This is a genomic window from Tichowtungia aerotolerans, from assembly GCF_009905215.1.
Taxonomy (GTDB): Bacteria; Verrucomicrobiota; Kiritimatiellia; order Kiritimatiellales; family Tichowtungiaceae; genus Tichowtungia; species Tichowtungia aerotolerans.
Window position 1 is genome coordinate 351,699 of record NZ_CP047593.1, and the last position, 26,905, is coordinate 378,603.

The window sequence follows — 26,905 nt, forward strand, 5'->3', positions numbered from 1 at the left end:
TTCAAGCTACTAGCTTTTGCCGGTGCTTCTCTAAAAAGGATTGATCGGGACAAAAACGTTTGGGTGGAGAAATCAGTTTTCCCTCAAAAGCCAGAAAATGCGTTTTAAAAGCCTCGTTGCTGTAATGCTCCTTTAACCCCGGACTGAGAATCATGCGGAAATCGTCATCAAATGAAATGAGATGACGATCAAAGGCGGCATCATACGTCGCCGAAAGACAAAGACCGTTCGCCGGGTTCATTCGATTCGCCTTGTCTTCTGCCCATCCGACAATATGGCTGGCCCGCAACACCGCAGGAATATTTAACCCTGTCACACAACATTGTGTCTCGTAGTCGACCAAGATCATGTCCCGGAAAAATTTCTGATTCACACGGGCTTTGGTTTGTCGCAAAATATCCTTACCCTCTTTGGTTGAAAAATCGACGTCCCGATCCTCAACCAACGTCTCAGCAAACTTGATTTTCTTACGTGCCAGTTTTTTACCGAGTTCTGTCGGATCGATCCCTGAAGTATTGTAAACATCCCACAATCCATCCTCGTATTGGCGCAACACTAGAAACTGCTGATAGCTTTTCAATGCGGCGGAGTAATAACCATTTCGACCATAACTGGGCGGAAGACCGGAATGCAGAAAAATACTGCCCTCCTCTTTTTGAAACTCCAGCGCATATTTATAAAGCCGGTCGATTTCATCAACCGACTCAATCGACCAAAAATCCCGATGTTCCAATAATCCTGTTTGCCTCAAAATCCCATCGAGTAACACCAAAGCCCGAATATATGAAGAAGCTTTGTTGCTCCCCTGAACATTTCCCGCATAAAGAAATTCTGAATACTGTTTCCGGACATTCATGGCTAAAAGCCTATCAGGCAAAACAAGCCCTACCAACACCTTTTGCAATCTTAAAAAAATCACCTGCCCGCAACATCCCAATCATCAAAAACAACGGACTTTGCACATTCAGATGGTGTGCATTCCGCCTCTTGACATTCTGATATGTACGCCATCTCTTCCTCTGTCGAGTCTCTCCCATATCGTGATTCCAACACCTCATCAACTGCTATAAGATAATCTCCATAAGGTATCTCGTCCCATTCTTGGCTCTGCGCTCTTTGCTCTGTTTCGCGGCTACCCATTTCCAAACTGGCCCCTGATTTTTCTAATTATCTCTCGATAGTGTTCCGCTATGTTTTTCGCTTCGCGTGCGTCCTTAACTTCCAAGATATCGCCATCGGTAATTCCCGACTCGTGATACTGCACGGTCCGCTCATACTCCTCAGCCCGGCAGGTCACCCCATCGATCACCTGCCCCCAATCGTCATCCTCCATTTCGACTACCTTTTTCATCTGCGTACATTCGCGTTCATTGGCGACTCTGTCCACAGACGATGGGTCAAGTCGTCTATAGTTCAGAACCTCTGCGACCTTGGCGGCTCTGCGCGAGATCTGTTTTCCGAAGTTTGGATTTTTTGGTGCTGTTTTGTGTTTTTCGTGGCGATCAACAGTTCATGCCTCCTGCATCCAAAATAGCCATCATCCCCGGAACCAAGGTCTGAGACGAACAACCAACCGCCGATTACACGGATCGCGCAGATTTGACTCAGGCCTTCAGCAAAAACAGGCTTTTGTATCCGTATACATCCGTTTAATCCGCGGTAAAAACAATAAACCCGCGTGAACAACCCGCGTTTACAGATCTTTTCCAAAGGTTGGAAAAAAGGTAGGGTTTTCTTCCAAACCTTGGAAGAACAGAGATATGAACGGAAAATGGATTACAGTTTCGGGCGCGCGGGAGCACAACCTCAGGAATGTGGATGTGCGGATTCCGCGCAATAAGCTGACGGTCATCACGGGACTGAGCGGATCGGGCAAGTCGTCGCTGGCGTTCGACACCCTCTATGCCGAGGGCCAGCGCAAATATGTCGAAAGCCTCTCGGCCTACGCCCGCCAGTTCCTCGAACAGATGCAGAAGCCGGACGTCGACACCATCGAAGGCCTTTCGCCGGCCATCTCCATCGAACAGCGCACCGCCGGCTCCAACCCGCGCTCCATCGTCGCCACTGTCACCGAAATCCACGACTACCTGCGCCTGCTTTTTCCAAGCATTGGAAAAGTCCACTGCCCGTCATGCGGCAAACCGATCCAGCAGCAGAGCGCGGAAAACATTACCGAGCAGCTGCTGGCGCTGCCGGAAAAAACGCGCGTCATGCTGCTCGCGCCGCTCGTGCGCGGACGCAAGGGAAAGCACGAAGAGGTGTTCGAAAGCATCCGGCGACAGGGCTTCGTCCGCATGCGCGTGGACGGCGAACTGCTGGAAATCGAAAATGCACCCGATCTCGAAAAAAACAAAAAGCACACCATTGAAGCGGTCGTCGACCGGCTCGTCATCAACCCGTCCGACCGCAGCCGCATCAACGACTCCGTCGAGCTGGCGCTCTCCACCGGCGAAGGACTGCTCATCGCCATGATCCAGAATGGAAATGACTGGGACGACCGGCTCTACTCCGAAAAAAACGCCTGCCTCGACTGCAACATCAGCTTTGAAAGCTTTACGCCGAAACACTTTTCGTTCAACAGCCCTTACGGCGCCTGCCAGACCTGCCACGGCCTCGGCAACATGCTCACCTTCGACGAAGAACTGGTAGTGCCCAACGAAGAACTTCCGCTCGAAGAAGCGATCCATCCGTGGCGGCGCGGCGGCCGCCGCGCCATCATCTACTATAAAAAGCTGCTGGCATCCGTCGCCGACGCCTACGGAGTCGACCTGAGCACCCCGTTCAATGAACTGCCCGCGAGCTTCAAAAAAGTCCTGTTTTACGGATCCGACGAGCCGATCAGCTACTACATGCGCCGCCGCAAAATCGTCAAACCGTTCGAGGGCGTCATTCCCAACCTCGAACGCCGCTACACCGAGAGCGACAGCGAGTGGACGCAGGAACGCCTGCGCGCCTACATGGGCAACCGCCGCTGTACGGCCTGCCACGGCGCGCGCCTGCGCCCCGAAAGCCTCGCCTGCACCATCGGCGGACAGAATATCCACGAGCTGTGCCGGCTCTCCATCGAGAAGGCGCAGGCGTTTTTCCAGGGTTTGAAACTTTCCAAAGAGGAGGCGCACATCGCCAAAGACATCCTCAAGGAAATCCAGTCCCGACTCGGCTTCATGATGGATGTCGGCCTCGACTACCTGACGCTCGACCGCGAGAGCGGAACGCTCTCCGGCGGCGAGGCCCAGCGCATCCGGCTGGCCACGCAGATCGGCTCGCGCCTGACCGGTGTGCTCTACGTACTCGACGAGCCGAGCATCGGACTGCATCAGCGCGATAACGACCGGCTGCTCGCGACGCTCAAAGAGCTGCGCGACCTCGGCAATACGGTGGTTGTGGTCGAGCACGACGAGCAAACGATCCGCGAAGCCGATTATGTAATCGACCTCGGCCCCGGCGCGGGCGTCCACGGCGGCGAAATCGTGTTCGCCGGAACACCGGCGCAGCTTCTGCGGGCCAAAAAGTCGCTGACGGCGCAGTACCTGCGGCGCGAAGTGGAAATCGAAGTGCCGGAAAAACGAACCAAAGCCAAAAGCGGTTTCCTCGAAATCCGCGGCGCAGCCGAAAACAATCTGAAGAATGTAAACGTCAAAATTCCGCTGGGGCTGCTGACCTGCGTGACCGGCGTGTCCGGCTCCGGCAAAAGTACGCTGACTGACGATGTGCTGCGCCGCGCGCTCTTCCGCCGCTTTTTCGGGTCGAAGGAGCGCCCCGGCAAACACAAGGAGCTGCGCGGGGTTGAGAATATCGACAAGGTGATCGTGATCGACCAGTCACCGATCGGCCGCACGCCGCGCAGTAATCCGGCCACGTACACCGGCGCGTTTTCAATTATCCGCGACCTGTTCGCACAGCTGCCCGCATCGAAAGTGCGCGGCTACAAGCCGGGACGCTTCAGCTTTAACGTCAAAGGCGGACGATGCGAACACTGTCAGGGCGACGGCCTGCTGAAGATTGAAATGCATTTTCTGCCGGATGTGTATGTGACCTGCCCGCAGTGCAGCGGCAAGCGCTATAACCGCGAAACGCTGGAGGTGCACTACAACGGCAAGAACATTTCCGAGGTGCTGGAAATGACGATTAACGAGTCGTGCGAATTTTTCAGCGCCATTCCCGGCATCGAACGCAAGCTGCGCACGCTGCGCGAGGTCGGCCTCGGCTACCTGCGGCTCGGCCAGCCCGCCACCACCCTTTCCGGAGGCGAGGCCCAGCGCATCAAGCTTTCGGCGGAGCTCAGCAAAAAAGCGACCGGCAAGACGCTCTACATTCTCGACGAGCCGACCACCGGCCTGCACTTTGCCGACGTCCATAAGCTGGTCGAAGTGCTCGAAACCCTGCGCGACGAAGGCAATACCGTGCTGGTGATTGAGCACAATCTGGATGTGATCAAGCGCGCCGACTGGCTGATCGACCTCGGCCCCGAGGGCGGCGAACGCGGCGGAAAGGTCGTGGTAGCAGGCACGCCGGAGAAGGTTTCAAAAACCGTAGAATCCTATACGGGAAAATACTTGGCAGAAATGCTGAGTGAATAGGATACTGGTCCACAATGAAACGACACGTTCTCAGACTTTTTATATGGGTTGCCCTGCTTGCATCGGTCCTGCCGGCGCAGGCGATCTCTATCTATTCCATCCGGGCGGCGATCGAAGATGAGCTGTATGATCTGGCCGAAGAACAGATCTGGGAAAAGCTCAGCACGGACTGCACGCTGGAGGAAAGGACCGATCTGACGATCCTGCTGGCGCGCGCAATGATCGGCGAAGGCCGCTTTCAGGATGCGATTATCCTCTGCAACGAATCCAACCATCTGCTCCAGCCGGATGCATTCCTGTACTGGAAAGCAAATGCCCAGGTGGAAGGCGGACAGATCAGCGCCGCTCTCCAGACCCTGGAAATTTTCCCGGAAAACAGTCCGTACCTGCCGGCCGCACTTCGATTGCGGGGCCGCGCCGCGGTCTCGGACGGAGAACTCAAAACAGCCGAAGAGGTTTTTCAGCGGTTCGACAAACTGTTTCCGAACAGTGAAGACGCCGCGCAGAATCTGCTGGATCTGGCGCATGTCAGCCTGGAACGCGGTCGGGGCCGCAATGCGCAGAATGCATTCGCTCAGCTGCTGAAACGCTTCCCGGACACCATTGAGGCCGACTCCGGACGCTTACTGCTGGCCCGCGAGCTGATTGCCGACGGCCGGGTTAAGGCTCAGGAAAAAGCCGCCGACCTGCTTCGCAAGCTCGGATCAACCGAAACCGCGCACCCGCGGATGCGGATCGCCGCATGGGTGGAGCTCTCCGGGATTGAAAAAGCCGCCGGCCGGGTTGATGCATCAGTCGAAGCCCTGCAGAAAGCGGAAGCATTTACCAAAGAAACGGATCTGCGCATCCGGCAGAAAGCCGCACAGGCCAACCTGCTGTTCGATGAAAATAAACCCGACGAGGCGTTTGCTCTGTTTGACGAAGCGATTGCCTCGGCACCGGACCAGGAAATCGCAGCGGAAGTTCTGGTCCAGAAAGCGGAGGCCCTGCTGGAGCTGAAAAAGCTTCCGGAAGCGGAAACCGCATTTCAGGCCTGCCTGGATGTAACCGAACAAACCGAGATTCAGCAACGGGCACTGTCCGGCAAAGCATGGAGCCTCTGGGGCCAAAACCGATTTGAAGAATCCGCGACGGTTTTTGAACAGACGGTTGCAAAAAGCACGGGCTCGAATGAACAGATTGAGGCGTACATCAAAGCCGGCGATGCCTGGCTGAAGGCCAAAAAGTACGAACAGGCGTATGAAGACTACCGCCGGGCCAGCGAAATCGACCTGCGCCATCCGCTCGCGGCGCAGGCGGCGTATCAAAGCGGCATCGCCCTGCTTAAAAACGGAGCGTCCGACAAGGCCTTCCGGTATTTCCAAACGGTGGAAATCAACTTTCCGGAAAGTGAGTTCGCCCGGCAGGCCGCATTGCGGCGGGCCGAAATTCTTCAGAGCCAGAACAATCCGGAAGGCACGCTTGAGGAGTATGTCCGCATTGTCGAACAATACACCAATGCGCCGGTCCGGTCCGCCGCGATGCATCGGGAAGGTCTTGTCCTGTTCGAGATGAACCGCTACGATGAAGCACTGGCCGTGTTTAATGCCGTTTTAAAAGATTATCCGGATTCCACTCAGGCCCCGCAGGCATTCTATATGCGCGGTTTCTGCCGCTACCTGCAGGGGAATGCGGCGGAGGCGCTGCAAATTTTCCGAGAATTTATCGAAACGTATCCCGGATCCAACTGGGCTCCGGAAGTCCTCTTTCTGCTGGCGGAACATGCCTATAACACGGGCGACTATCCGCAGGCGCACCGCGCCTTCCTCGACATCACCGACCGTTTCCCCCGGCACGAACTGGCAGATGCCGCCCTGTTCTGGGCCGGCAGTGCGCTGCTGAAGCAGGACAGTTTTCTGGAGGCGTTCACTCTGTTCAGCCGGCTGGTCGGCGACTATCCCGACAGCGCTCTGCTGATGGACACCCGGTTCGCTCAGGGCGAAGCGCTGACCGAACTCGGCGAATTCTCCCGGGCGATTCTGGCATACGATGAAATCATTAAGACCGCCCCTGACACGCTGACGGCGGACCGGGCCCGCGGCCGGCTGGGAGACTGTCTTTTCACGCTGGGAGCCACTGAACCGGAGCGCTACCAAGAAGCGCTCGAAACCTATCAGGCTCTCTACAAGAAAACCGACATTCCGTTTGAGCTCAAACTGCAGGCGCTCTGCAAGATCGCCCGCTGCGAAGAAAAAACCGGGCAGACCGACGCCGCGCTGGAACATTACACAGAGGCGGTCTACAGCATCGGCGAACACAAGGAAGCGCGCTCTCCAACCGCGGTTCTCTGGTTCACCCGGGCGGCACTGGAAGCCGCCGACCTGCTGGAACGACAGCAGAAATGGCGCGAAGCGGTTCATCTTTACGAACGCATTATTCAGGCGGAAGTTCCCGCCGCAGATGAAGCAGATAAACTCATCCGGAAAATCCGGCAGGAACACCCGAAAGAATTCTAACCCGTTTCAGGAGGTATTGTATGTTGTATTGGATTAACAGCGGCGGCCCGCTCATGTGGCTGATTCTGGCCGGCGGCGTCATCGCAATGGTGATTTTTTTCGAACGGCTCTTTCATCTCCATCGGGCCCAGATCGATATTGACGATTTTTTTCACGGCATCACCACCAACCTCAAACACGGCAACGACCTCGAAGCCATCGCCATCTGCGACCAGACCCCCGGCCCGGCAGCCCATCTGGTGCGCACCGCCATCCTGAACCGGCACGAAGAAAAAGCCGCACTGATCCGCACCGTACAGCAGGCAGGCATCAAAGAAGTTCCGCGGCTGGAGCGCCACACCAATCTTCTCATTACGCTGGCGCAGATTCTTCCAATGATTGGGCTGCTCGGAACCGTGCTCGGTCTGCTGTCCATGCTCGTCATGCTCCAGCAGGGTTCTCCGCTGGCTGAAATCGGCGATCTGGCCGGCGGCCTGTGGACCGCCCTGCTCACCACCGCCGCCGGACTGATGACCGGCATCCCGGCTTATGCGGGCTATCACTTTCTGGTCAACCGCGTGGAAGCCATCGCGATTGATATGGAACAGATCAGCAGCGAAATTATCTTTTTCCTGACACAGTCAATCCCCGGAGACTCCAATGAGCCGCAATGATTGTGAAGCCGTGCTTTATCTGCACCGGTCCTTTCGACCGCGACGGCGAACCGGCCGCGGATTCCTGACCGGCACCGTATTTCTGGATGCCGCCCTGCTGATCACCGCCTTTGTTCTGGCCGTCTCGCCGTTCGTGGGGAAACCGGGAATCCGGCTCGACCTGCCGGTCGCCGGACAAACCGAAAGCATCCGCCCGAACGACATGGTCCTCAGCATCAGCAACGACCAGCTCTTCTTCTTTAATGATCAGCCGGTGCAGATGGACCGGCTGCTGCCCGTCCTGCGTGCGGCCGCACAGAAGCATCCCGACGCAGCGCTGATTCTTGAAGCCGACCAGACCCTTCCGCAATCCTCCGCGATTGCTGTCTATGATGCCGCGTCTGAAGCGGGCTTCCGGCAGGTATTCATTGCAACCCGACCCAATCCGTGAAATTCAGCGTCCAGTTTACTCCGGCCCTTGGCGGCGCACTGATCTGCACACTGCTGTGGTACGCCTTCTGGCTTGTCGCGTTCCAGCCGAATGCTGATCATCCGGTGCTGTCTGCCGTACAGGGCAACGCCTCCCTGCAAATGGCCAATGCCTCTCAGATCCCGGATTTCAGCAATCCCACCCTGTTCGCGCTGCCTTCACAGCAGGGCTTCAGCGAAGGATTCCCCAGCGATCGGGTCAGCCTCACTCTCCGGTTCGACTCCCCGAAACAGCCGCTGTTTGATCTGCCTCCCGGCGATATCCGCAAAGGCGATCCCAATCCGGCGCCTCTGATGGAAGCCGTCGCCGCGCCGGGAAGCAAGATTCATCTTCCCGGCTCCACCCGGATTGTCCGGGTCCGGCAGGGCCAGCGGGTGGAACTCTTTCTATCGCCGGAACTTCGCACCCGAATGGATCAGCCTCCTGAAATCGACCCGCCGGGCGAGCTTCCGGAGTCGGTCCGGGTTCACCTCAACGTTCGCCCGAACGGCACTGTTGCAAACATCTTTTTCGACACCCCGGTCCAGAATCCTCATCTGATCGCCGCCGTCATGCGGCTGCGCTTTGCTCCGGCGTCAAAACAGACGACCGGCTGGCTGGAACTGCGCTGCAAAGGAGAAACATCCTGATGCCTGTTGATGTCATCCATCTACTGCCGCTCCCCCTGATCCTGACGCTGGCCGCCCTGCTGGGCCTGGCGGTGCTGTATGATTTACGAACCTTCAAACATCACAAGAAGAAGGAAGACGCCATCTATCGCTGCGCAAGCTGTCGCCGGGTCTATACCACCCCCCGCCAGACACCGCTCGCCCGTTGCCCGGCATGCGGCAAACAAAATCCGGCGGCCCGGCCCCGCTGATCAGTTGCTCAGGCGATCCAGCCGCAAACGATGCCGGTGATCGAACAGCCGATGGGATGTGAGCCAGACTGCAACCAGCGTTCCAAACCCCGTCCCGCCTGCGATCAGGAACATGATCAGGATCTGATACTTCACAGAATCGACCGGCGGATTGCCGGCCAGGATCTGACCGGTCATCATGCCCGGCAGACTCACAATCCCCGCCGCAGCCATTGCATTGATAATCGGAATCAGCCCCGTACGAACACTGTCGTGTCGAATATCTGAAACCGCCTCGCTCTTTGTCTGCCCGAGCGCCAGCCGGGTTTCAATCACGGCACGGTTCCGGCGAATATTCTGCGTCAGATGGTTGAGCGACAGCGACAGCCCGTTCATCGTATTGCCCAGCATCATGCCGAGCAGCGGAATCGCATAGCGCGGCGCATACCACGGTTCCGGCCCCACAATGACCGCCAGTGCCAGAACCGTAACCGCAAATGATGAAATAAACATCGCAGTGAGCCCGGCGCCGAAGCCCCATCCGCCGCGCAGCGGATGCTTCTGGCGCGCCAGCACCTCCCGGCCTGCTGCGAACAGCATCACCAGACTCATCAACAGGACCCATCCCGGAGCAGTCCCGGCAAACAGCGCCTTCAGAACAAAACCAATCAGCGACAGCTGCAGTACCGTACGGACGGCACTCCAGATCAGCCGGCCGCCGATTCCCAACCGCAAACGACGGCAGACAACGGCCAGCGCAACCACCAGCAGTGCCGCAAGGCTTAAATCAAACGCGGTAAGCTGGATAATCATGACGTCTCCTCCAGCGTGCCGTTTTTGAATTCCATGTGGCAATCCGCCGTCCGGTCAATCTGTTCCGGACTGTGACTCACCCACACCACCGCCGCATCAGCGTTGCGGCGATACGCACCAATCACCTCTTCCACCTTCCAAACATTGGAAACATCCAGCGCAGCCGTCGGTTCATCCAGCAGCAGCACCTTCGGCTCATTCAGCAAAAGCCGGACAAGCGCCAGCCGCTGCTTCTCGCCGGTCGAAAGCCGCTCGACGTTCCAGTTCAGCACATCCTTTTCAAATCCAAGCTTTTCCAACCAGTGGAAATATTTCTTCCAATTATTGGAAAAATGGTCGCCGACCACATCGGTCCACCATGACGATTCCGCCGGAAGCCAGCCGACCTGCCGCCGCCATTCGGGAGCCGTCATTTCGTTTCGATCGGTCCCATCCAGAGCAACCGTCCCCTCTGCCGGATCCAGATCCGCCAGCGCACGCAGCAGCAGGGTTTTTCCACAGCCCGACGGACCGGACAAAGCCACACATTTTCCAGCCTCGACCGAAAATGAAAAAGGACCGCCGCAAACCGTGCGCAGATTTTCAGATGCAAACCGAACCATATCTCCCTCTCTTACCGCTGCACTTTACGGTCGTCGGCGGCATCGTTTCGAACAAAATGATGATGAAATCCGTCATCATGACCGAAAAGTCTGCGCAGCAACAAAGCCCGCGCAACTGGTTTCCAACCATTGGAAATTCAAAGGTCGGTCACGGCACCGAGCGAGGCGGATGCGACCTGCCGGGCGTATTTGACCAACACGCCGCGGGTGCGGCGCGGCTTCGGCGGCGTCCAGGCAGCGAGCCGGCGCTTCAGTTCCGCTTTGGAAACCTTCAGCGTAATCGCCCGTTTCGCGGCGTCGATTTCGATCAGGTCGCCGTCTTTGACCACCGCAATCGGTCCGCCGCAAACCGCCTCGGGCGTCACATGGCCGATCACAAAACCGTGGCTTCCGCCGCTGAAACGGCCGTCGGTGATCAGCGCAACGTCTTTGCCGAGGCCGCGGCCGACAATCGCCGATGTCGGCGCAAGCATCTCACGCATACCCGGTCCGCCGCGCGGACCCTCTGTGCGGATCACAACGACATGCCCGGACTGCACCGTTCCGTCGAGAATCCGTTTCAGCGCCTCCTCCTCGGATTCAAACACAATTGCCGTTCCCTTGAAATAAAGGCCTTCCTTGCCGGTGATTTTGGCAACCGCGCCTTCAGGCGCCAGATTGCCGCGCAGGATTACGAGATGTCCGTCCTTTTTGATCGGGCGGTTCATCGGACGAATGATGTCCTGCCCGCGCGGATAGCCTTTTACCCTGGCCAGATTCTGCTTCAGGGTTTTGCCGGTCACCGTCAGGCAGTCGCCGTCGAGCAGTCCGGCGGCCAGCAGCCGTTTCATCAGCGGCGCCACGCCGCCGATGGCAGCCAGATCCGCCATCACGTATTTTCCGCTCGGTTTGAGGTCGGCCAGCACCGGCGTCTTTTTTCCAATCCTTGTAAAATCGTCAATCGACAGTTTCACATTGGCGGCATGTGCCATCGCCAGCAGATGCAGCACCGCATTGGTTGAGCCGCCCAGCGCGGTCACTACCGTGATTGCGTTGAGGAATGCCTTGCGCGTCAGAATATCGGACGGACGAATCCCTTTTCTGATCAGCTCCAGCACCGCGGCTCCGGCGGCGACGCATTCCTTTTCCTTGTCCGCGGATGCGGCAATGCGCGACGAACTGTTGGGCAGACTCATCCCAAGCGCTTCGATGGCTGACGCCATTGTGTTGGCCGTATACATTCCTCCGCACGATCCCTCACCGGGAATCGCCGTCTTTTCAATCTGTGCGAGCTCGCGATCGCCGATTTCGCCGCGCGCGTGACGGCCCACCGCCTCGAACACCGAAACGATGTCCACATCCCTGCCGTGATGGCAGCCGGGCAGAATCGTACCGCCGTAGACAAAGATCGACGGACGGTTGAGCCGCGCCAGCGCAATCAGGCAGCCCGGCATATTTTTATCGCATCCGCCGATGGCAACGAGGCCGTCAAATCCTTCGCACCCGGCGACGGTTTCAATGGAATCCGCAATTACCTCGCGCGAAACGAGCGAATATTTCATTCCCTCGGTGCCCATCGAAATCCCGTCGGAAATTGTAATCGTGTTGAAAATAACCGACTTGCCGCCGGCCTGATCCGCACCGACCCCGGCGGCTTCCGCCAGCTTGTTGATGTGCATGTTGCACGGCGTCACCATACTCCAGGTGGAAGCGATCCCGACCTGCGGCTTGGAAAAATCACTGCGCTTAAAGCCGACCGCATGGAGCATCGCTCGCGACGCGGCGCGCTCAACACCGTCAACCACTTTGGAAGAATACGGACGCAGGTTGCAGTTCGGGTTCATGACAGCCTCCTTAATGAGATTGCATATAAACTACCACGCCTCCCTGATCAGCACAACCGCGGATCCTTTTCCGCCCTCATCGGAAGCGGCTGCATTTAAAATTCAGTATTCGAGCTGTAACCGATGAGATCTACAAGGATCGGCCGCTGGATTTTCAAAAAAACTTCAGTTTTATAAGGAACGGGTTCAAGGCGCTTTTTTCCGTGTATTTTTGATGTTCTGCGGTTATGTTCTCTCTCTTTGCTTTCAGGAGAAATTATGATCAACACCGTTTTAAAGAAGATTTTCGGGTCGAAAGCCGATCGCGACATGAAAAAGATGCGCCCGCTGATCGACCAGATCAACGCGCTTGAAGAGGAATATCAGAAGCTGAGTGAAGAGCAGCTGATCGGCAAAACCGCCGAATTCAGAGCGCGTCTCGAAAAAGGCGAAACGCTTGACGATATGATGGTCGAGGCGTTTGCGACCGTTAAAAATGCCTGCCGCCGCCTGTGCGGAACCAATGTTCACGTTTCCGGCCACGACCTGACGTGGGACATGGTCCCGTTTGATGTGCAGCTGATCGGGGGCATTACGCTCCATCAGGGAAAAATTGCCGAAATGATGACCGGGGAAGGAAAAACTCTCGTTGCCACCCTGCCGGTCTACCTGAATGCTCTGTCCGGCAAAGGCGTGCACGTGGTCACCACCAACGACTTCCTCGCCGGACGCGACAGCGAATGGATGGGCCATGTCTATCAATATCTCGGCCTGACCGTCGGCTGCCTGAAAGGCCAGATGCCGCCACCGCTGCGCCGCGAACAGTACAACTGCGATATCACTTACGGAACAAATTCAGAGTTCGGGTTTGACTACCTGCGCGACAACATGGCCATGCGCCCCGAAGACATGGTACAGCAGCGCGGCCACAACTACGCTATCATCGACGAAATCGACTCGATCCTGATCGACGAAGCGCGCACCCCGCTGATCATCTCCGGGCCGGCGCCCTACTCGGCCGACGAGCAGTACCGCTCGCTCAACGGCGTCGTTAAACGTCTCGCCTTGCGCCAGAAAGAACTCTGCACCCGCCTGATGAGCGAAGCGCAGGAACTGCTGGAGTCAAATGACACCGACGAAGCCATGCTTCGCCTCTATCAGGTTCATCAGGGAATGCCGAAAAACAAGCAGCTCGCCAAACTGATGGAAGAGCCCGCCCGGCGGCGCCTGATTGAAAAAGTGAACAACATGATGATCACGGACAGCTACAAGGAACAGGCCCGCGAGCTGCGCGAGGAACTGTTCTTTACGGTTGATGAAAAAGGCCATGACGCAAACCTGACCGATAAGGGCTGCGAAACCCTCAACCCGGACGACCCTGAGCATTTCGTGATGCCGGACCTCGCCACGGCCCTCTCCGAACTCGACGGAAAAACCGGAATGGCTCCGGAGGAGAAGATTGTCCAGCGCCAGAAACTGCAGGACGAATTTGCACACCGCAGCGAACGCATTCATGCCGTCAACCAGCTGATCCGCGCCCACTGCATCTATGAAAAAGACGTTGAATACGTTGTGCAGGAAAACCAGGTGCAGATCGTTGACACCTTCACCGGCCGCCTGATGCCGGGCCGCCGCTGGTCCGATGGACTGCATCAGGCCATCGAAGCGAAGGAAGGCGTTAAGATCGAACGCGAAACCCAGACGCTGGCCACCATTACCATTCAGAACTATTTCCGCATGTACGACAAACTCTCCGGAATGACCGGAACCGCGGAAACTGAAGCCTCCGAGTTCGATGAAATCTACGGACTCGATGTGGTGGTGATCCCGACCAACCGCCCGATCCGCCGCGTCGACATCAACGACCAGATCTATAAAACCAAGCGCGAAAAATACAGCGCCCTGATCGACGAAATCAAAAAAGCACACGTCCGCAAGCAGCCGGTACTGGTCGGAACCGCGACCGTCGATACGTCAGAAGTCATCAGTCGCCTGCTCGATCGCCAGGGCATTCCGCACAACGTGCTCAACGCTAAAAACCATGCCCGCGAAGCGGAGATTGTCGCGCAGGCCGGCCAGCCCGGCGCCATCACGATCGCCACCAACATGGCCGGTCGCGGAACCGACATCAAACTCGGCGAAGGCGTCATCTGGATGAATAAAGAGCACATCCAAAGCAAAGAGGTCGGCCTCGAAACAAAAATTGATGGAGAGCCGTTGAAAAAACTGCTGCTCGAAAAACCGTGCGGACTCTACGTTATTGCATCCGAACGCCACGAAGCGCGCCGTATCGACCGCCAGCTGCGCGGACGCTGTGCCCGCCAGGGAGACCCGGGGATTTCCCGTTTCTACGTCTCTCTCGAAGACGACCTGATGCGCCTTTTCGGTTCCGACCGAATCGCAGGCATCATGGAAAAACTCGGCATTGAGGAAGGCGAAGTGCTCGAGCATCCGTGGCTGAACAAATCGATTGAAAAAGCGCAGCAGCGCGTCGAGCAGATGAACTTCGGCATCCGCAAAAACACGCTGCGTTACGACGACGTGATGAACCAGCAGCGTGAAGTCATCTATGAATTCCGCCAGACGGTACTCAGAAGTGAAACCCCGCGCAATGAACTGTACGACATCATCACGGACATCATTTCCGAAAATGCCGAACCGGCAGTCGACGGCAGCAAGGAAGCCGTGGCGGAATTTGTCGCCTGGGCAAACACCACCTTCCCGATCGGCCTGAAGACCCCCGATGTGCCGGCGGACGCCGACCTCGACGCCCTGATCGATCTGGTGTTCGACCGCGTCAAAGCGGCCTACGAGCTGAAAATCACGCATGAAGATCCCGATCGCATTAAGAGCATCGAACAGATGATTATTCTGCAGTCAGTCGATGAACACTGGCAGGAATACCTGCGCAACATGGACAGCCTGCGCGAAGGAATCAGCCTGCGCGCCTATGGGCAGCGCGATCCGCTGGTCGAATACAAGCGCGAGGCCTTCAACCTCTTCGGAGATCTGATGGACCGCATCAAAGAGGAAATTGCCCAGAACATCTTCCGGACAGGCTCTTCGATGGAAGCTCTCGAAAATTTCTGGCGATCCCTCAACCACATGATGGTCAATAACCAGGCGCAGCAGCAGGCCACCGCGATGGATGCTGCCAAACAGGCTTCCGGCCAGCAGCCGCAGGGGTCGCCACCGCCCGGCATGGGTGCTCCGCCGCCGCGTCCGGCCGCAGGGCCCATGCGCGCCGACGGCTCCAAGGTCGGCCGCAACGATCCCTGCCCCTGCGGCAGCGGCAAAAAATATAAAAAATGCTGCGGAATCCACGGCTGAGCCGAAGAGTTTTCTGCATAATGGTTTGCCAAATGAGCCTCGGCCTGTAGGGTCGGGGCTCATTTATCGTTTAACAGAAAGACAGAATTATGATCGAAGACGGCAAAAAAGTACGCATCCATTACACCGGCACCCTGAACGACGGAACCCAGTTCGACTCCTCTGCGGGGCGCGATCCGCTCGAATTTGAAACCGGCGCAGGCATGGTCATTCCCGGTTTCGACGCCGCCGTGCGCGATATGGAGGTCGGCGGCAAAAAAACCGTCACCCTGCCCGCCAAAGAAGCCTACGGCGAAGTGCGCGAAGAAATGATCGGCGACATTCCGAAAGACCGCTTTCCGGAAGGCATGGACGTACAGGTCGGCATGCCGCTTCAGATGCAGGGACCGCAGGGACCGATGCCGGTCGTCGTCAAGGAGGTCAAAGAAGACGCCGTCACCATCGACGCCAACCACCCGCTCGCCGGCAAAGACCTCACCTTCGAACTCGAACTCGTCGAGATCGTTTAACCACGCATAAGCGCGGTCAACACCCGCGCCTGCAAAACTGAAGCCGCCTCCATTCCCGGGGCGGCTTTTCTGTTTCCAAGCTTTGGAAAATTGATGCGCGCTGACGCAACAGGCTTCCTAAGAAGGGACTTTTTTATTAAGCTGTCGGAATGAAATTCGGATGTTTTCTCGCCTTGCTTTTGCTGCCAATCACACTGGTGATCCAGACAGAAAGAAACCGCCGGCGCCGCGCCGCCATCCCGCCAGATCAACTGAAGGAAATGGACGAAGAGGTCAAGTATGGTCCCTACGCTCCCAACCTGAAATGCATTTACTGTAAAACCAAAGGAAAAGTCCGCCGCAAGCGGGAGGATTACTATGTAAACAACGGCCCGGCAAAAAACTCCACAGAAGGAGTTAAATACCTTTTCTCACTCATGGGAGCAGGACGTTACGGTGCTGCTGGAGCAACCAAATGTGAAGAACGCTGTTTTGCCCACTGTATGAACTGCGGCAATCACTGGGAAATGCTGGTCAAAGACCAGGAAACCTCCTGACCTTTTCAATGTCCAGACCTGGGAAAACCTGAGGACTGATACAACCAGTCAAGCTTCGTGAATGCAACTGACCGGGCAGACCGGTTCACAGGCACCGCAGTCGATGCAGTCGTCGGCTTTGATAAAGCGTTTTTCGTCGATTTCGGAAATACACTCCACCGGACAGACCGGCTCGCAGGCCCCACAGTTGATACATTCATCTTTTTCTATGATACGTGGCATGGTGTTCTCCTCTCCCGTTTTTCGTCATCAGCCGTCCCGGCCGTTGAACGAAGCCTGACCATACATAACGACGGCGCCATCTGCAACCCGGACGCCGGCTTTTTCTATGCCTGAAAAAACTGTACGTTTTTTCCAAACATTGGAAAAAAGTCAGGTATGCTATGCGGTATGAAAATTTTGTTTACAGGCGATATGGTCGGCAGTGCGGGCCGGCAGGTTTTCCAGCGGGTCATCGAAAAGCTGCGTGCTGAGGGCCGCGTTGATTTAGTCATTGCGAACGCCGAAAACGGCGCGGGCGGGCGCGGACCGTCACCGGAGATCGCCGAAGCTCTTTTGAACGCCGGCGCGGCCGCTCTCACACTGGGCGACCACACATACGATGATCGCAAGCTGATTCCTATGCTTGAAACCGAATCCCGGATTGTTCGCCCGGCCAACCTTCCGCCGGGATCTGCCGGCCGCGGCATGACCACGCTCGAAACAGACGAAGGACCGATCTGCCTGATTTCACTGATCGGACGTGTTTTTCTGGATCCGGCCGACTGTCCGTTCCGCATTGCCGACAAACTGCTCAATCTCTGCAGCGCAAAAACCATCTTTGTTGATTTTCACGCTGAAGCGACATCGGAAAAGATTGCACTGGGTCGCTATCTCGACGGGCGGGTTACCGGCGTGTTCGGAACGCACACACATGTCCAGACCTCGGATGAAACGATCCTTCCGGGCGGCACCGCGTATATTACCGACCTGGGGATGACCGGCCCGAAAGATTCCGTGATCGGCCGGGACGTCGAACCGGTTATTCAGAAGTTTATCACCGGCATGCCGCAGAAGTTCGATGTTTCCAAAAAAGATCCCGCGCTCGAAGGCGTTATTGTGGATGTGGATGTTGCCACCGGAAAAGCGCGCAGTATTGAACGAATCCGAGAACGGGCCTAATATCCTCACCTATTGGATATTTATCAAAAGGAGTTGAGATGGACGCACTGCTGAATCCTGTTGAAGCCCGGGTGCTCGGAGCTTTGGTTGAAAAAGAAATCACGACGCCGAGCTATTATCCGTTAACACTTTCCTCTCTGGCGGCAGCATGCAACCAAAAGAGCAACCGCAATCCAGTGACGGATCTGTCCGATAAAGATATTGCCCGCGCCACATACAGCCTGCGGGAAAAACATCTTGCATGGGAAACGGCACCAGCCGGCTCTCGCGTCACCAAGTTCAGCCACAACATTCAACAGGAACTTCGGCTGTCTGACGAACAACAGGCCGTTTTATGCGAACTCATCCTGCGCGGACCTCAAACCATTGGAGAACTCCGCACGCACTGCGAACGCATGCATCCGCTGGGAGATATTGCACAGGCCGCTGAAATCATACAGTCTCTGGTTGAACACCCAGACGGTGCTCTCGCGGTCAAACTGCCGCGAGAACCCGGCCGCCGCGAAAACCGCTATGCGCACCTGCTGTGCGGAGAACCCGAAATCTCCGAAGAACCACCGGCTGAAATAAAACCGGCCGCCGCCGTACTGGAGGTTCGCGCCGAAAACGAACGCATCGCCGAACTCGAAACCCAGGTGAAGGACCTCTGGTCCCAAATGAGCGAACTGTCCCGTCAGTTCGCCGAGTTCAAAGAGCAGTTTGATTAAGCGCAGATGGACGAGAAACGCACCATCCTGAGCGTGGCGGAACTCAATCGAAAGGCGCGCCTGACGCTTGAAAACGCCATCGGAGAAGTGTGGGTTGAAGGTGAAATCTCACGCCTGACCCGCCACGCCAGCGGCCACTGGTATTTTACACTCAAGGATGAAGCCGCTGCCGTTTCGTGCGCCATGTTCAAACAGAACAATATGATGGTTCTGTTCGAACCGAAAGACGGCGTCAAAGTGCGCGTGCTCGGCCAGACCAGCCTCTATGAAGCGCGCGGAAGCTATCAGTTGATCGTTCGCTCCATGGAAGACGCCGGCAAGGGCAACCTGCAGGAGCAGTTCGAAAAACTGAAAGCCAAACTGGCCGCCGAGGGTCTGTTCGATGCCGACCGCAAAAAGCCGCTCCCGGTGCTGCCGCGCAAAATCGGCGTGGTCACCTCCCCCACCGGTGCGGCCGTGCGCGACATCATCAACGTGCTCACCCGCCGTTTTCCGAACATTGAAATCCTGCTCGCGCCGGTTACGGTACAAGGAGAAGGCTCCGCACCGCGTATTGCCAAAGCAATTGAGTACCTGAATACACGTAATGATATTGATGTAATCATTGCCGGCCGCGGCGGTGGCAGCATTGAAGACCTGTGGGCGTTCAATGAAGAAGGGGTCGCACGCGCGATTGCATCATCCGACATCCCAGTGATTTCGGCGGTCGGTCACGAAATCGACTTCACCATCGCCGACTTTGTCGCCGACGTCCGCGCCCCGACGCCATCGGCCGCCGCCGAGCTGGCGGTTCCGGTGCAAAGCGAACTTCAGGAGCAGGTGACCCGACTGACGGCACGGCTAAAAGGCTCGTTGAAAAACCGGGCTCTGGTCTTGCGCGAAAAAATTCCCGGACTGCGACAAGCCATGAATCAGTGCCTGCGCTCCGGACTCCAGCAGCGTCAGCAGCGGATTGATGAAGCCGCCCTGCGGATGACCCATGAGCTGAAAAACTCGGTCACCATCCAGAAGCAACACCTGCCAAACTTACAACAATCCATGATGCACTCTCTGCAAAACGCCGTTGTCCGTAAAAAAGAGAAACTTCCGGGACTTCAGCAAACGATGACTCATCGGCTTCAAAGTGCAGTTGCAGAGAAAAAACAGAACCTGAAACGGCTGGAAGCACAGCTGCGCGCACTGAGTCCGCTCGGTGTACTGGAACGCGGATACAGCCTCACTGAAACCGCGGACGGAAAAGTGATCCGTAACGCCGCTAACGTTAGCCGGGGCGACGTATTGAAAACCCGTTTTGCAAAAGGAACTGTCATTTCAGAAGTAAAAGGGAAGGAAACAAACAATGATCGAGAATCATAACTCAATGGATGCTATTGTTCAGGAACTTCGCAAAATCAAAATCTTTACAGGCATGACGGGAGTTGCGCTAACCATCATGTTAATTTTCACCATGCTCTCAACGTTGCTTTCCATCGGCGCGCTTGCTCTGATCATGCCGAACGTTCTAAAGACACAAGCTGCCATGCTGGGAAAACAAAGTACCCAATCCTTTTCTGATCAAACCAGCGAACTGATCGAACAGGGAAAACTGGATGAAGCATCCGCCAGAATTTCAGCGCGAAAAGAGACTCATCCCAACGATGCATATGCATATTATTATGAGGCTAAAATTCACCTGGCACAGGGGGAGCCAGAAAAAGCTCTTGTGGAACTGGATAAAATTCGAGAGCTCGCCCCGTCCTGGAATAAAGAGTATACAGACCCCCTCATAGAATTGGCTGAAAAACGCATTGCCGAATCCAGGTAGATCCCGAATGGAAGGCCCCGTTATGACTGAAAAAACTGTTGATTTTGAAAAATCCATGGAACGCCTCGAAACCATTGTGAATGAAATGGAAAGCGGCGAGCTCCCGCTCGAGCAGATGATCAAGCACTTCGAGGAAGGGTCGAAACTGGTGACCCTCTGCTCCACTAAGCTGACCGAAGTGGAACAGAAGATCGAAAAGCTGGTTAAAAAAGGCGACGGTCTCGGCACCGAGCCTTTCGAGCCGCAGGCTTAAAAAATCGATCGGTCGACTGACTGGATATCTCTGGCGGAGTATGTGTTTTTGTCATACTCACAAACGGCATAAACACCCAGCGAATCCATATTTCCGGCAACGGCCGCATCAATACCGGCCTCGGCATCTTCAACGACCAGGCATTTTTCAGGAGCCACGCTGAGCATCTCTGCAGCTTTCAGGAAAACTTCCGGGTCGGGTTTGCTGTTTTCAATGTTGGTCCCGTCGGAGATGGCTTCGAAGGTATCGAACATACCGATCTGCTTCAGAATGAATTTGGCGTTTTTGCTCGAAGAACCGATGGCGATCCTGATGCCGTTTCCGGTGAGAAAACCGAGAAAGTCCTTAACGCCTTCAAACACGTGATCCGGCGTCAGATCCTGAAGTGACTCGCGGTAAAAATCGTTTTTAAAGGTGGCCATTTCGATCTTTTCATCTTCCGTATATTCCTTTTCCGCGCGCTCGAGAATAATCGCCAGGCTTTCCATTCGGCTTACGCCGCGCAGGCGCTCATTGATTTCGCGGTCAAAATAGATCCCTTCACGATCGGCCAGCTTTTTCCAAGCCTTGTAGTGAAAATCATCCGTGCTGAGAATCACCCCATCCAAATCAAAAAGTACGGCTTCGTATTTCATCGTATTCCTTCAATTGTTTGTTCGAGTTTCTGCCGAAGTTCGGCATTAAGCGGTAAGTATTCTGCGGCAGCAATCGCCGCACGATAATCGTCGATATTTTTCGCACCCATGCAGATGGTATGGGCTCCGGGATGATCCAGAATCCAGCGGATAGCGGCCTGTGCCATGGTCATACCTTCCGGCAGGCAGTCTGCCAACGGGGCAAAACGGGAATAGTCTTCGCTTTTGCACCAGTTGGACCGGTTGTCGTCAGAGCGAAATGCCGGGGTGTTCTGAAAATATTTTCCGCTGAGGCGGCCCTGTGCCATCACCCCGCGCACCTGCGTGCCGAGGCGGTTCTGCTGACAAAGTTTCCAAACATTGGAACTTTCATCCAGCAGATTGGAAGCAAACTGAACCACCTCAACAGCATCATGTTTCACCATCGCCTCGATCAGTTCCGCATTGTTGGTGGAAATTCCGTACGAACGGATTTTTCCCTGCTCCCGCGCTTTTTCGAGCACCGCGCGGCCGTCATCGATCCATTCCATTTCCGGCGCGCAGTGATAGAGATACACGTCAATAAAATCGGTACGAAGCCGTTTCAGCGATCCTTCAAGGCTGGGCATAATGGTTTCCGGTGCAGAACAGTCTTCTCGTGTGTTATTCGGCCCGACCCTGAACCCGAACTTTGTTGAAACGACCCATTGATCGCGGCGGTCCCGGAGCGCCTCGCCGACCCGCCGCTCCGATTCGCCTGCGCTGTACTGCTCTGCCGTATCGATGGCATTGACACCCAGATCGTCCAGTTCGTGAATCATGCGGATCACATCTTCTTTACCGGGATCGGGATGCCCGTCCGGCTTGCCGTCAAAAAAGAGCGGTCCGCCCAGCTGCCATGCACCGATTGTAATCGGCGACACTTCGATTCCTGTTTTCCCAAGTACATTCCGTTTCATTAAAAACTCCCCCAAATCAAAACCGCCACTCCCAGCGCCCCGAGCAGAAAGGTCTGTCGATCACGTGCGGCAAAATCGAGCGGATCATCGGAGAGAGCGCCGCGGATTGCAAGCAGCCAAATACGACTGATCCAATAAACAACCAGCGGACAGAGAAACCAGAGCACGTGCGGCGTCTGATAAAACTGTGTGACTTTGTCGCTGGTGATGTAGAGCCCCAGCACCACGCCTGAGAGCACGCCGGAGGCAATCCCCGCCCGGGACAGCCACGGCAGGTGGCGGGCATGGTAGCCGCGACCGCGGGCGCCGATTTTTTCGGGGTGCACCTGCAACGCTTCGCGCAATTCGGCATAGCGCTTGACGAGAGCCAGGCTGAAGAAAATGGCGACAGAAAAAGCAATCAGCCAGCCGGAGGTTTCAACACGGTAAGCCGCCGTGCCCGCCAGAATCCGGATGGTGTAAAATGCCGCGAGGGTCAGCACATCGATCAGCACCAGCTGCTTCAGCCGCCAGGAATAAAAGGTCGTCAGAAAAAGGTAGACCAGCAGGATTCCGCTGAAGGCAGGCTGAAGCGTCTGGGCCATCAGAAGCGATGCAACCATCAGCAGGGGCACCGAAACAGCGGCGGCGAGCAGGCTCAGATTGCCGGCGGCGAACGGCCGGTGACACTTGCGCGGATGATGCTGGTCAGCATGCAGATCCATCAGGTCATTAACTACATAAATGGATGAAGCAAGAAAGCTGAATGCAAAAAAGGCGGCAACGGCCTGTACATAAAGAATCGGGGTCGTCAATTCATGAGCCAGAAGCATTGGCAGGAAAATCAGCACATTTTTCATCCACTGATGCACACGAAGGGCCTTCAGCCAGGTCTTCCACCTCGGCGGTCGATCTTCAAATACTCGAATATCTCTGCCCTGCAGTGCACGGCGAGCCGGAGGACAGGGATTCACAGCGATAATTCCCGAGGATGATTCCCAAACGACCAGATCATCCGTGGCGTTTCCTGCGTAGTCGAATCCCTTTTCGCCAAAGCGCTCGACCAGTGCGGCGCGCTTGCGGGAAGACTTCAAATTGACGATCCCGTCACTGGCCATCACATCATCAAACAGCCCGAGATGCGTTGCTACCGCACAAGCGGGCTTGCGGTCCGACGCGGTAACAAGGATCAGCGGACGCCCGGCGGCCTTTTCTGTTTTTAAAAATGCAAGGAGGCCAGAGTGATACGGAAGAGCGGCCGGATCCAGCTGAACTTCATGGGCCACCTTCTGTTTAAAAGCAGCCAATCCGCGTTTTGCCCACCCGGGAACAGCCAATAAAGAAGCCGGCCGTGTACGGACCAAAAGCAAAAGCGCCTGCGCAAATGTATCGGTTTTAACCAGCGTGCCATCCATATCGACACAAAGCGGCCGCGACACAGTTGTAGATGGTTCAGACATTCAAAACAGTATTCAGGAGATGCAAAATGAGATCAATCCTGTTTTGAACATCACAAACGGAAACCGCGCATCAACTCCTGCATCTGAAGGGATAGAATATGCTCATGCTCGGGCAGGCAGAATCCCATCAGGATGTAACTGTCGCGATTCACTCCGCTTACCCGGCAGGCCTCATAGCTGAATTCCGTCCGTCCATGCTTCGGACCTGCATAGTACCACCCTTTACGTTCATACGCCTGGCCCGAGATCTTCAGGGCCTCCAGCCGACTGTCTCCAACGGCCATCCGTTCAGTATGCGAGGCATTATACATCGGAAAAAGCTGGCGCTGCATTGCAATTTCATGATCTGCCCACTCCGTATCCAGCGGCGCCAGGCGGTCATTCAGTACGGTAACCAGCAGAAATGAAGTATGCTCCGAAAACATCAGAAAGCTTTCATAAAAAGTTTCATTGCCGGCCGGGTGATACGACTCGTTCAAGTCATAGATTCGAATCGCCATCTGCTGCACATCACCATATTTCGTCGGAACATCCGTCGCAGGATCATACAGCTCGAACCCGTCGGGTACTGCAAACGAAAAACCGAAGAAACCAAGAGACGGGTTGCTGATCGTTCGATCATTCACGGTTGCACCGGACTGCTTAATTGCCGCGCACCCTGCCAAAAAAAGAACAACTACCCCATAAAATATTTTTTGCGTTTTCATTTCGTTATCCTCCGGCTGTTTGTACTCTACTGTTTCATTGCTGTTTACTCAAATTAGATTTCTATTTATGAACGCTCTTAAAAACATTCGAATCGTACTTGTTGAACCCCAAAGTTCCGGAAACATCGGTTCCGTCTGCAGAGCCATGATGAATATGGGCATCACGGATCTGGCCGTCATCAACCCCCATGACCGGCACGATTGGGACGAAGCCCGCCGACTGTCCTGCCATGCCGACACGCTGCTGGACGCCCGCAAAACCTTCCAAACACTGGAAGAAGCCATTGGCGACTGCACCGTCGTCGCCGGGACCAGCGCCCGCACCGGTCTCTATCGCGACCACGGCCTGCTGCCCCGCGAAGCGGCTCCCATACTTCTCGACTCCGCAGCACATCATCAAACCGCGCTGGTGTTCGGACGCGAAGACACCGGCCTGACCAAAGAGGAGCTGGCTCTCTGCACCCATATCATCAACATTCCCTCCAGCGAAATCTATCGTTCACTCAACCTCTCACATGCCGTAATGGTCTGCTGTTACGAACTGTTCCTGCTTTCCGGAAATCCCTCCTACCGCCCGCCGGAAGAACGTTCTCCGGAAGCAGACGTGGCTATGCGCGAACGCGTTTATGCCCGATGGCAGGAGATGATGCTCGCCACCGAATTCTGTCCTCCCGAAAAACTCGAACACATGATGCTTGGAGTACGGCGCATCTTCAACCGCGGGAAACTCACCGACAACGACGCACGTATTTTACTCGGCCTGGCCCAGCAGTCGCTCTGGGTCTGCGATCAGTGGAAAAAAGCTGCACCGGACAAATCCTGACATAAACATATCCCTTGCAATCATTTGACTCTTCCCGACCGCAAATATAAAATCGCCCTATCTCAAGAGATAGGCAGCGAACAAATGGGTAAATCCAATTAAGGAGGGGGACTTTTACGATGCAACCACTGGAGACGTTTATCAGTCAAACTCCGAAATATCTGTTTTGCACCACATCCGGGGACTTCACCCTGCCCGAAGGCATAAAAACCATCGATACCGTACTTTCCGCTGTTTTGCAGACAAAAACAGCTCATGTACTCATGGACGTTTCACAAATCAGCAATCCCTGCGATGAGACAGAAAAAATCATGTGGGCATATGAGGTTCAACGTGAAATGAATCTATTCGAAGCAACCCATGGATTCCTGCCGAGAGTCGCCCTCTACGGCTCGCTGCCATTCATTACAGAAGACAAAGCAACGTCTGATTATTTCCGATCCGTGAATATTCCCATCCAGACGTTTGACTCAAAAGAAGAAGCCAAAAGCTGGCTGCTGGAAGCAGCCTGAGACATCCCTACCCGACAAGCCCGCGACAATCAGCAGAGCGAACCACAACCGGAACCACTGATCCGGACTGATCTTCCGAACCTTGGAATTTCACCGGAACATAATGTTCCGAAACGCCGGAACAGACACCGTTCCCGCAGCGTTCCACCAACACATGAACCGTCTGCCCGACAAAAGACTGGTTGAACGCCAGCGACATTTCATCTGCTAACGCGGCAAGTCGCTGATGGCGCGCCTGAGCCGTTTGCGCGTCTACCGGATCCGGCAGTTCGACCGCCCGGGTCCCGGGACGCGGTGAAAAGCTGAAAATGTGCATCTGGGCGAACCCGATCCGTTTGCAGAACTCAAAAGTCTCTTCGAATTCCGCATCCGTTTCCCCGGGAAAGCCGACGATCACATCGGTGGTAATCGCGGGATGGTCAAGGGCTGCACGAGCACGCTCCACCGCTTCAGCATACTCTACTGCTGTATAACCGCGGACCATCCGGGAAAGGACTCCGTCCGAACCGGACTGAAGCGAAAGATGCAGATGCGGCATCATGTTCGGAGCCGAGGCCCAGACCTTCAGAAGATCCTCTGTCAACTCGGCCGGATGCAGGCTCGACATGCGGACTCTTCCAATGTCTGGAACCTTCAGGATTTTGGCTAATACATCACTTAATGACACATCGCTGCCTCGGCCGTACAGACCAACATGAACCCCGGCAATAACGATTTCCTTATAGCCGCACTGAGTCAGCACCGCTGCCTCGGCAACCGCGGAATCCATCGACTTGTCACGAGGCGTCTTCCGCAACTGCGGCACAATACAGTAGGCGCAGCCCGCATCACAGCCATCCTGAATTTTCAGGAAAGCCCGGGTTTGCCCCCCGAATTCTTCAACCGCCAGATCATCGGAATTTTCGGGAAGATGAAAATCTGGATTCGGCAGGGAAAATGTCTGCAGCTCGTCCGCCAGCATCTGAATCCATCCAGCTCCTGCAGCAACCCGGGCATCGATATTATCCAGCCTGTCCGTAACATCTTCCGCAGCCGCGCAACCGGTCAGGAAAACAACAGCTCCGGGATTTTTGCGAGCCAGACGGCGAACGGTCTGCCGCGATTTCTGCACCGCCGTAGCAGTCACTCCGCACGTATGCACCACCACCAAATCTGCCGGCTCACCATCCGCCGGCCGCAGCCCAAAGCCTTCGAGCAGGCGAGCAATCTGCCTCGCATCGTACTGGTTGACCTTGCACCCCAGTACATCCAGAGCATATGTATTCAGAGATTTCATAAAAAAGGAGCGCGGATGTTATC

At 55.7% G+C, this 26,905-nt stretch carries 27 protein-coding genes; 16 read left to right on the forward strand and 11 right to left on the reverse strand.

Annotation, left to right across the window (positions count from 1 at the left end; genetic code table 11):
* Position 1: 1 nt before the first annotated feature.
* Positions 2 to 895: an HNH endonuclease gene (locus GT409_RS01390; RefSeq protein WP_233231636.1), complete on the reverse strand. Its 894-nt coding sequence runs from the start codon at positions 893 to 895 to the stop codon at positions 2 to 4.
* Between the two features lie 237 nt (positions 896 to 1,132).
* Complete coding sequence (locus GT409_RS01395) at positions 1,133 to 1,351, reverse strand: hypothetical protein (protein ID WP_160626197.1); 219 nt, start codon at positions 1,349 to 1,351, stop codon at positions 1,133 to 1,135.
* Between the two features lie 409 nt (positions 1,352 to 1,760).
* On the opposite strand from GT409_RS01395, the gene uvrA reads away from it, so the two are divergent.
* Genes uvrA through GT409_RS01425 form a run of 6 tightly spaced genes read left to right on the forward strand, consistent with a single transcriptional unit; the run spans position 1,761 to position 9,056 of the window.
* Positions 1,761 to 4,580, forward strand: a complete 2,820-nt coding sequence (gene uvrA / locus GT409_RS01400; protein WP_160626199.1) for an excinuclease ABC subunit UvrA — start codon at positions 1,761 to 1,763, stop codon at positions 4,578 to 4,580.
* A gap of 14 nt (positions 4,581 to 4,594) precedes the next feature.
* Positions 4,595 to 7,075, forward strand: a complete 2,481-nt coding sequence (locus tag GT409_RS01405; RefSeq protein ID WP_160626201.1) for a tetratricopeptide repeat protein — start codon at positions 4,595 to 4,597, stop codon at positions 7,073 to 7,075.
* A 20-nt stretch (positions 7,076 to 7,095) separates the two neighbouring features.
* The gene (locus GT409_RS01410) at positions 7,096 to 7,728 is read left to right on the forward strand and encodes a MotA/TolQ/ExbB proton channel family protein (RefSeq protein WP_160626203.1); all 633 of its coding nucleotides are present in this window, start codon (positions 7,096 to 7,098) and stop codon (positions 7,726 to 7,728) included.
* Positions 7,715 to 8,158, forward strand: coding sequence for an ExbD/TolR family protein (locus GT409_RS01415; RefSeq protein ID WP_160626205.1), 444 nt, complete (start codon positions 7,715 to 7,717; stop codon positions 8,156 to 8,158). The genes GT409_RS01410 and GT409_RS01415 overlap by 14 nt, the downstream gene beginning before the upstream one ends.
* Positions 8,155 to 8,826: a hypothetical protein gene (locus GT409_RS01420; protein ID WP_160626207.1), complete on the forward strand. Its 672-nt coding sequence runs from the start codon at positions 8,155 to 8,157 to the stop codon at positions 8,824 to 8,826. Before GT409_RS01415 ends, GT409_RS01420 begins: the two co-directional genes overlap by 4 nt.
* On the forward strand, positions 8,826 to 9,056 hold the full coding sequence (locus GT409_RS01425; RefSeq protein WP_160626209.1) for a hypothetical protein: 231 nt from the start codon (positions 8,826 to 8,828) through the stop codon (positions 9,054 to 9,056). Before GT409_RS01420 ends, GT409_RS01425 begins: the two co-directional genes overlap by 1 nt.
* Here GT409_RS01425 and GT409_RS01430 read toward each other — a convergent pair whose 3' ends face one another.
* The 3 genes from GT409_RS01430 to ilvD all read right to left on the reverse strand — a co-directional run bounded on the left by GT409_RS01430 (position 9,057) and on the right by ilvD (position 12,273).
* Positions 9,057 to 9,848 carry an ABC transporter permease gene (locus GT409_RS01430; RefSeq protein WP_160626211.1) on the reverse strand — a complete coding sequence of 264 codons (792 nt, stop codon included), beginning with the start codon at positions 9,846 to 9,848 and terminating at the stop codon, positions 9,057 to 9,059. It lies immediately after the preceding gene.
* Positions 9,845 to 10,450 (reverse strand): ABC transporter ATP-binding protein, encoded by a 606-nt coding sequence (locus GT409_RS01435; protein ID WP_160626213.1) that lies wholly within the window; start codon positions 10,448 to 10,450, stop codon positions 9,845 to 9,847. The genes GT409_RS01430 and GT409_RS01435 overlap by 4 nt, the downstream gene beginning before the upstream one ends.
* 137 nt (positions 10,451 to 10,587) lie before the next feature.
* Complete coding sequence (gene ilvD / locus GT409_RS01440; protein WP_160626215.1) at positions 10,588 to 12,273, reverse strand: dihydroxy-acid dehydratase; 1,686 nt, start codon at positions 12,271 to 12,273, stop codon at positions 10,588 to 10,590.
* Between the two features lie 258 nt (positions 12,274 to 12,531).
* Here ilvD and secA point away from each other — a divergent pair, with 258 nt between their 5' ends.
* The 3 genes from secA (at position 12,532) to GT409_RS01455 (ending at position 16,627) form a co-directional block, all read left to right on the forward strand.
* Positions 12,532 to 15,582 (forward strand): preprotein translocase subunit SecA, encoded by a 3,051-nt coding sequence (gene secA / locus GT409_RS01445; RefSeq protein ID WP_160626217.1) that lies wholly within the window; start codon positions 12,532 to 12,534, stop codon positions 15,580 to 15,582.
* A gap of 89 nt (positions 15,583 to 15,671) precedes the next feature.
* Positions 15,672 to 16,091 carry an FKBP-type peptidyl-prolyl cis-trans isomerase gene (locus GT409_RS01450; protein WP_160626219.1) on the forward strand — a complete coding sequence of 140 codons (420 nt, stop codon included), beginning with the start codon at positions 15,672 to 15,674 and terminating at the stop codon, positions 16,089 to 16,091.
* A 149-nt stretch (positions 16,092 to 16,240) separates the two neighbouring features.
* Positions 16,241 to 16,627: a hypothetical protein gene (locus GT409_RS01455; protein WP_160626222.1), complete on the forward strand. Its 387-nt coding sequence runs from the start codon at positions 16,241 to 16,243 to the stop codon at positions 16,625 to 16,627.
* A gap of 48 nt (positions 16,628 to 16,675) precedes the next feature.
* On the opposite strand, the gene GT409_RS01460 is transcribed toward GT409_RS01455, so the two are convergent.
* Positions 16,676 to 16,849, reverse strand: coding sequence for an indolepyruvate ferredoxin oxidoreductase subunit alpha (locus GT409_RS01460; protein ID WP_160626223.1), 174 nt, complete (start codon positions 16,847 to 16,849; stop codon positions 16,676 to 16,678).
* A gap of 168 nt (positions 16,850 to 17,017) precedes the next feature.
* Here GT409_RS01460 and GT409_RS01465 point away from each other — a divergent pair, with 168 nt between their 5' ends.
* Genes GT409_RS01465 through xseB form a run of 5 tightly spaced genes read left to right on the forward strand, consistent with a single transcriptional unit; the run spans position 17,018 to position 20,552 of the window.
* Positions 17,018 to 17,788, forward strand: a complete 771-nt coding sequence (locus GT409_RS01465) for a TIGR00282 family metallophosphoesterase (protein WP_160626225.1) — start codon at positions 17,018 to 17,020, stop codon at positions 17,786 to 17,788.
* A 38-nt stretch (positions 17,789 to 17,826) separates the two neighbouring features.
* The gene (locus GT409_RS01470; RefSeq protein WP_160626227.1) at positions 17,827 to 18,495 is read left to right on the forward strand and encodes a YceH family protein; all 669 of its coding nucleotides are present in this window, start codon (positions 17,827 to 17,829) and stop codon (positions 18,493 to 18,495) included.
* A 6-nt stretch (positions 18,496 to 18,501) separates the two neighbouring features.
* Positions 18,502 to 19,851: an exodeoxyribonuclease VII large subunit gene (xseA, locus tag GT409_RS01475; protein ID WP_160626229.1), complete on the forward strand. Its 1,350-nt coding sequence runs from the start codon at positions 18,502 to 18,504 to the stop codon at positions 19,849 to 19,851.
* Complete coding sequence (locus tag GT409_RS01480) at positions 19,835 to 20,299, forward strand: tetratricopeptide repeat protein (RefSeq protein ID WP_160626231.1); 465 nt, start codon at positions 19,835 to 19,837, stop codon at positions 20,297 to 20,299. The genes xseA and GT409_RS01480 overlap by 17 nt, the downstream gene beginning before the upstream one ends.
* Positions 20,300 to 20,321: 22 nt before the next feature.
* Positions 20,322 to 20,552: an exodeoxyribonuclease VII small subunit gene (xseB, locus tag GT409_RS01485; protein ID WP_233231586.1), complete on the forward strand. Its 231-nt coding sequence runs from the start codon at positions 20,322 to 20,324 to the stop codon at positions 20,550 to 20,552.
* Here the strand turns inward: xseB and pgmB are convergent.
* Genes pgmB through GT409_RS01505 form a run of 4 tightly spaced genes read right to left on the reverse strand, consistent with a single transcriptional unit; the run spans position 20,549 to position 24,271 of the window.
* The gene (gene pgmB, locus GT409_RS01490; protein ID WP_160626233.1) at positions 20,549 to 21,187 is read right to left on the reverse strand and encodes a beta-phosphoglucomutase; all 639 of its coding nucleotides are present in this window, start codon (positions 21,185 to 21,187) and stop codon (positions 20,549 to 20,551) included. The two genes, xseB and pgmB, sit on opposite strands and share 4 nt — an antisense overlap.
* Positions 21,184 to 22,125, reverse strand: coding sequence for an aldo/keto reductase (locus tag GT409_RS01495; protein WP_160626234.1), 942 nt, complete (start codon positions 22,123 to 22,125; stop codon positions 21,184 to 21,186). The genes pgmB and GT409_RS01495 overlap by 4 nt, the downstream gene beginning before the upstream one ends.
* A complete protein-coding gene (locus tag GT409_RS01500; RefSeq protein ID WP_160626235.1) occupies positions 22,125 to 23,564 on the reverse strand; it encodes a UbiA family prenyltransferase in 1,440 nt (479 codons plus the stop codon). Before GT409_RS01500 ends, GT409_RS01495 begins: the two co-directional genes overlap by 1 nt.
* A gap of 50 nt (positions 23,565 to 23,614) precedes the next feature.
* On the reverse strand, positions 23,615 to 24,271 hold the full coding sequence (locus GT409_RS01505; RefSeq protein WP_160626236.1) for a hypothetical protein: 657 nt from the start codon (positions 24,269 to 24,271) through the stop codon (positions 23,615 to 23,617).
* A gap of 67 nt (positions 24,272 to 24,338) precedes the next feature.
* On the opposite strand from GT409_RS01505, the gene GT409_RS01510 reads away from it, so the two are divergent.
* Both GT409_RS01510 and GT409_RS01515 read left to right on the forward strand, forming a co-directional pair.
* Positions 24,339 to 25,094, forward strand: a complete 756-nt coding sequence (locus GT409_RS01510; protein ID WP_160626237.1) for an RNA methyltransferase — start codon at positions 24,339 to 24,341, stop codon at positions 25,092 to 25,094.
* A 119-nt stretch (positions 25,095 to 25,213) separates the two neighbouring features.
* Positions 25,214 to 25,606: a hypothetical protein gene (locus GT409_RS01515; RefSeq protein ID WP_160626238.1), complete on the forward strand. Its 393-nt coding sequence runs from the start codon at positions 25,214 to 25,216 to the stop codon at positions 25,604 to 25,606.
* 7 nt (positions 25,607 to 25,613) lie between these two features.
* On the opposite strand, the gene mtaB is transcribed toward GT409_RS01515, so the two are convergent.
* On the reverse strand, positions 25,614 to 26,882 hold the full coding sequence (gene mtaB / locus GT409_RS01520) for a tRNA (N(6)-L-threonylcarbamoyladenosine(37)-C(2))-methylthiotransferase MtaB (RefSeq protein WP_160626239.1): 1,269 nt from the start codon (positions 26,880 to 26,882) through the stop codon (positions 25,614 to 25,616).
* Positions 26,883 to 26,905 lie beyond the last annotated feature (23 nt).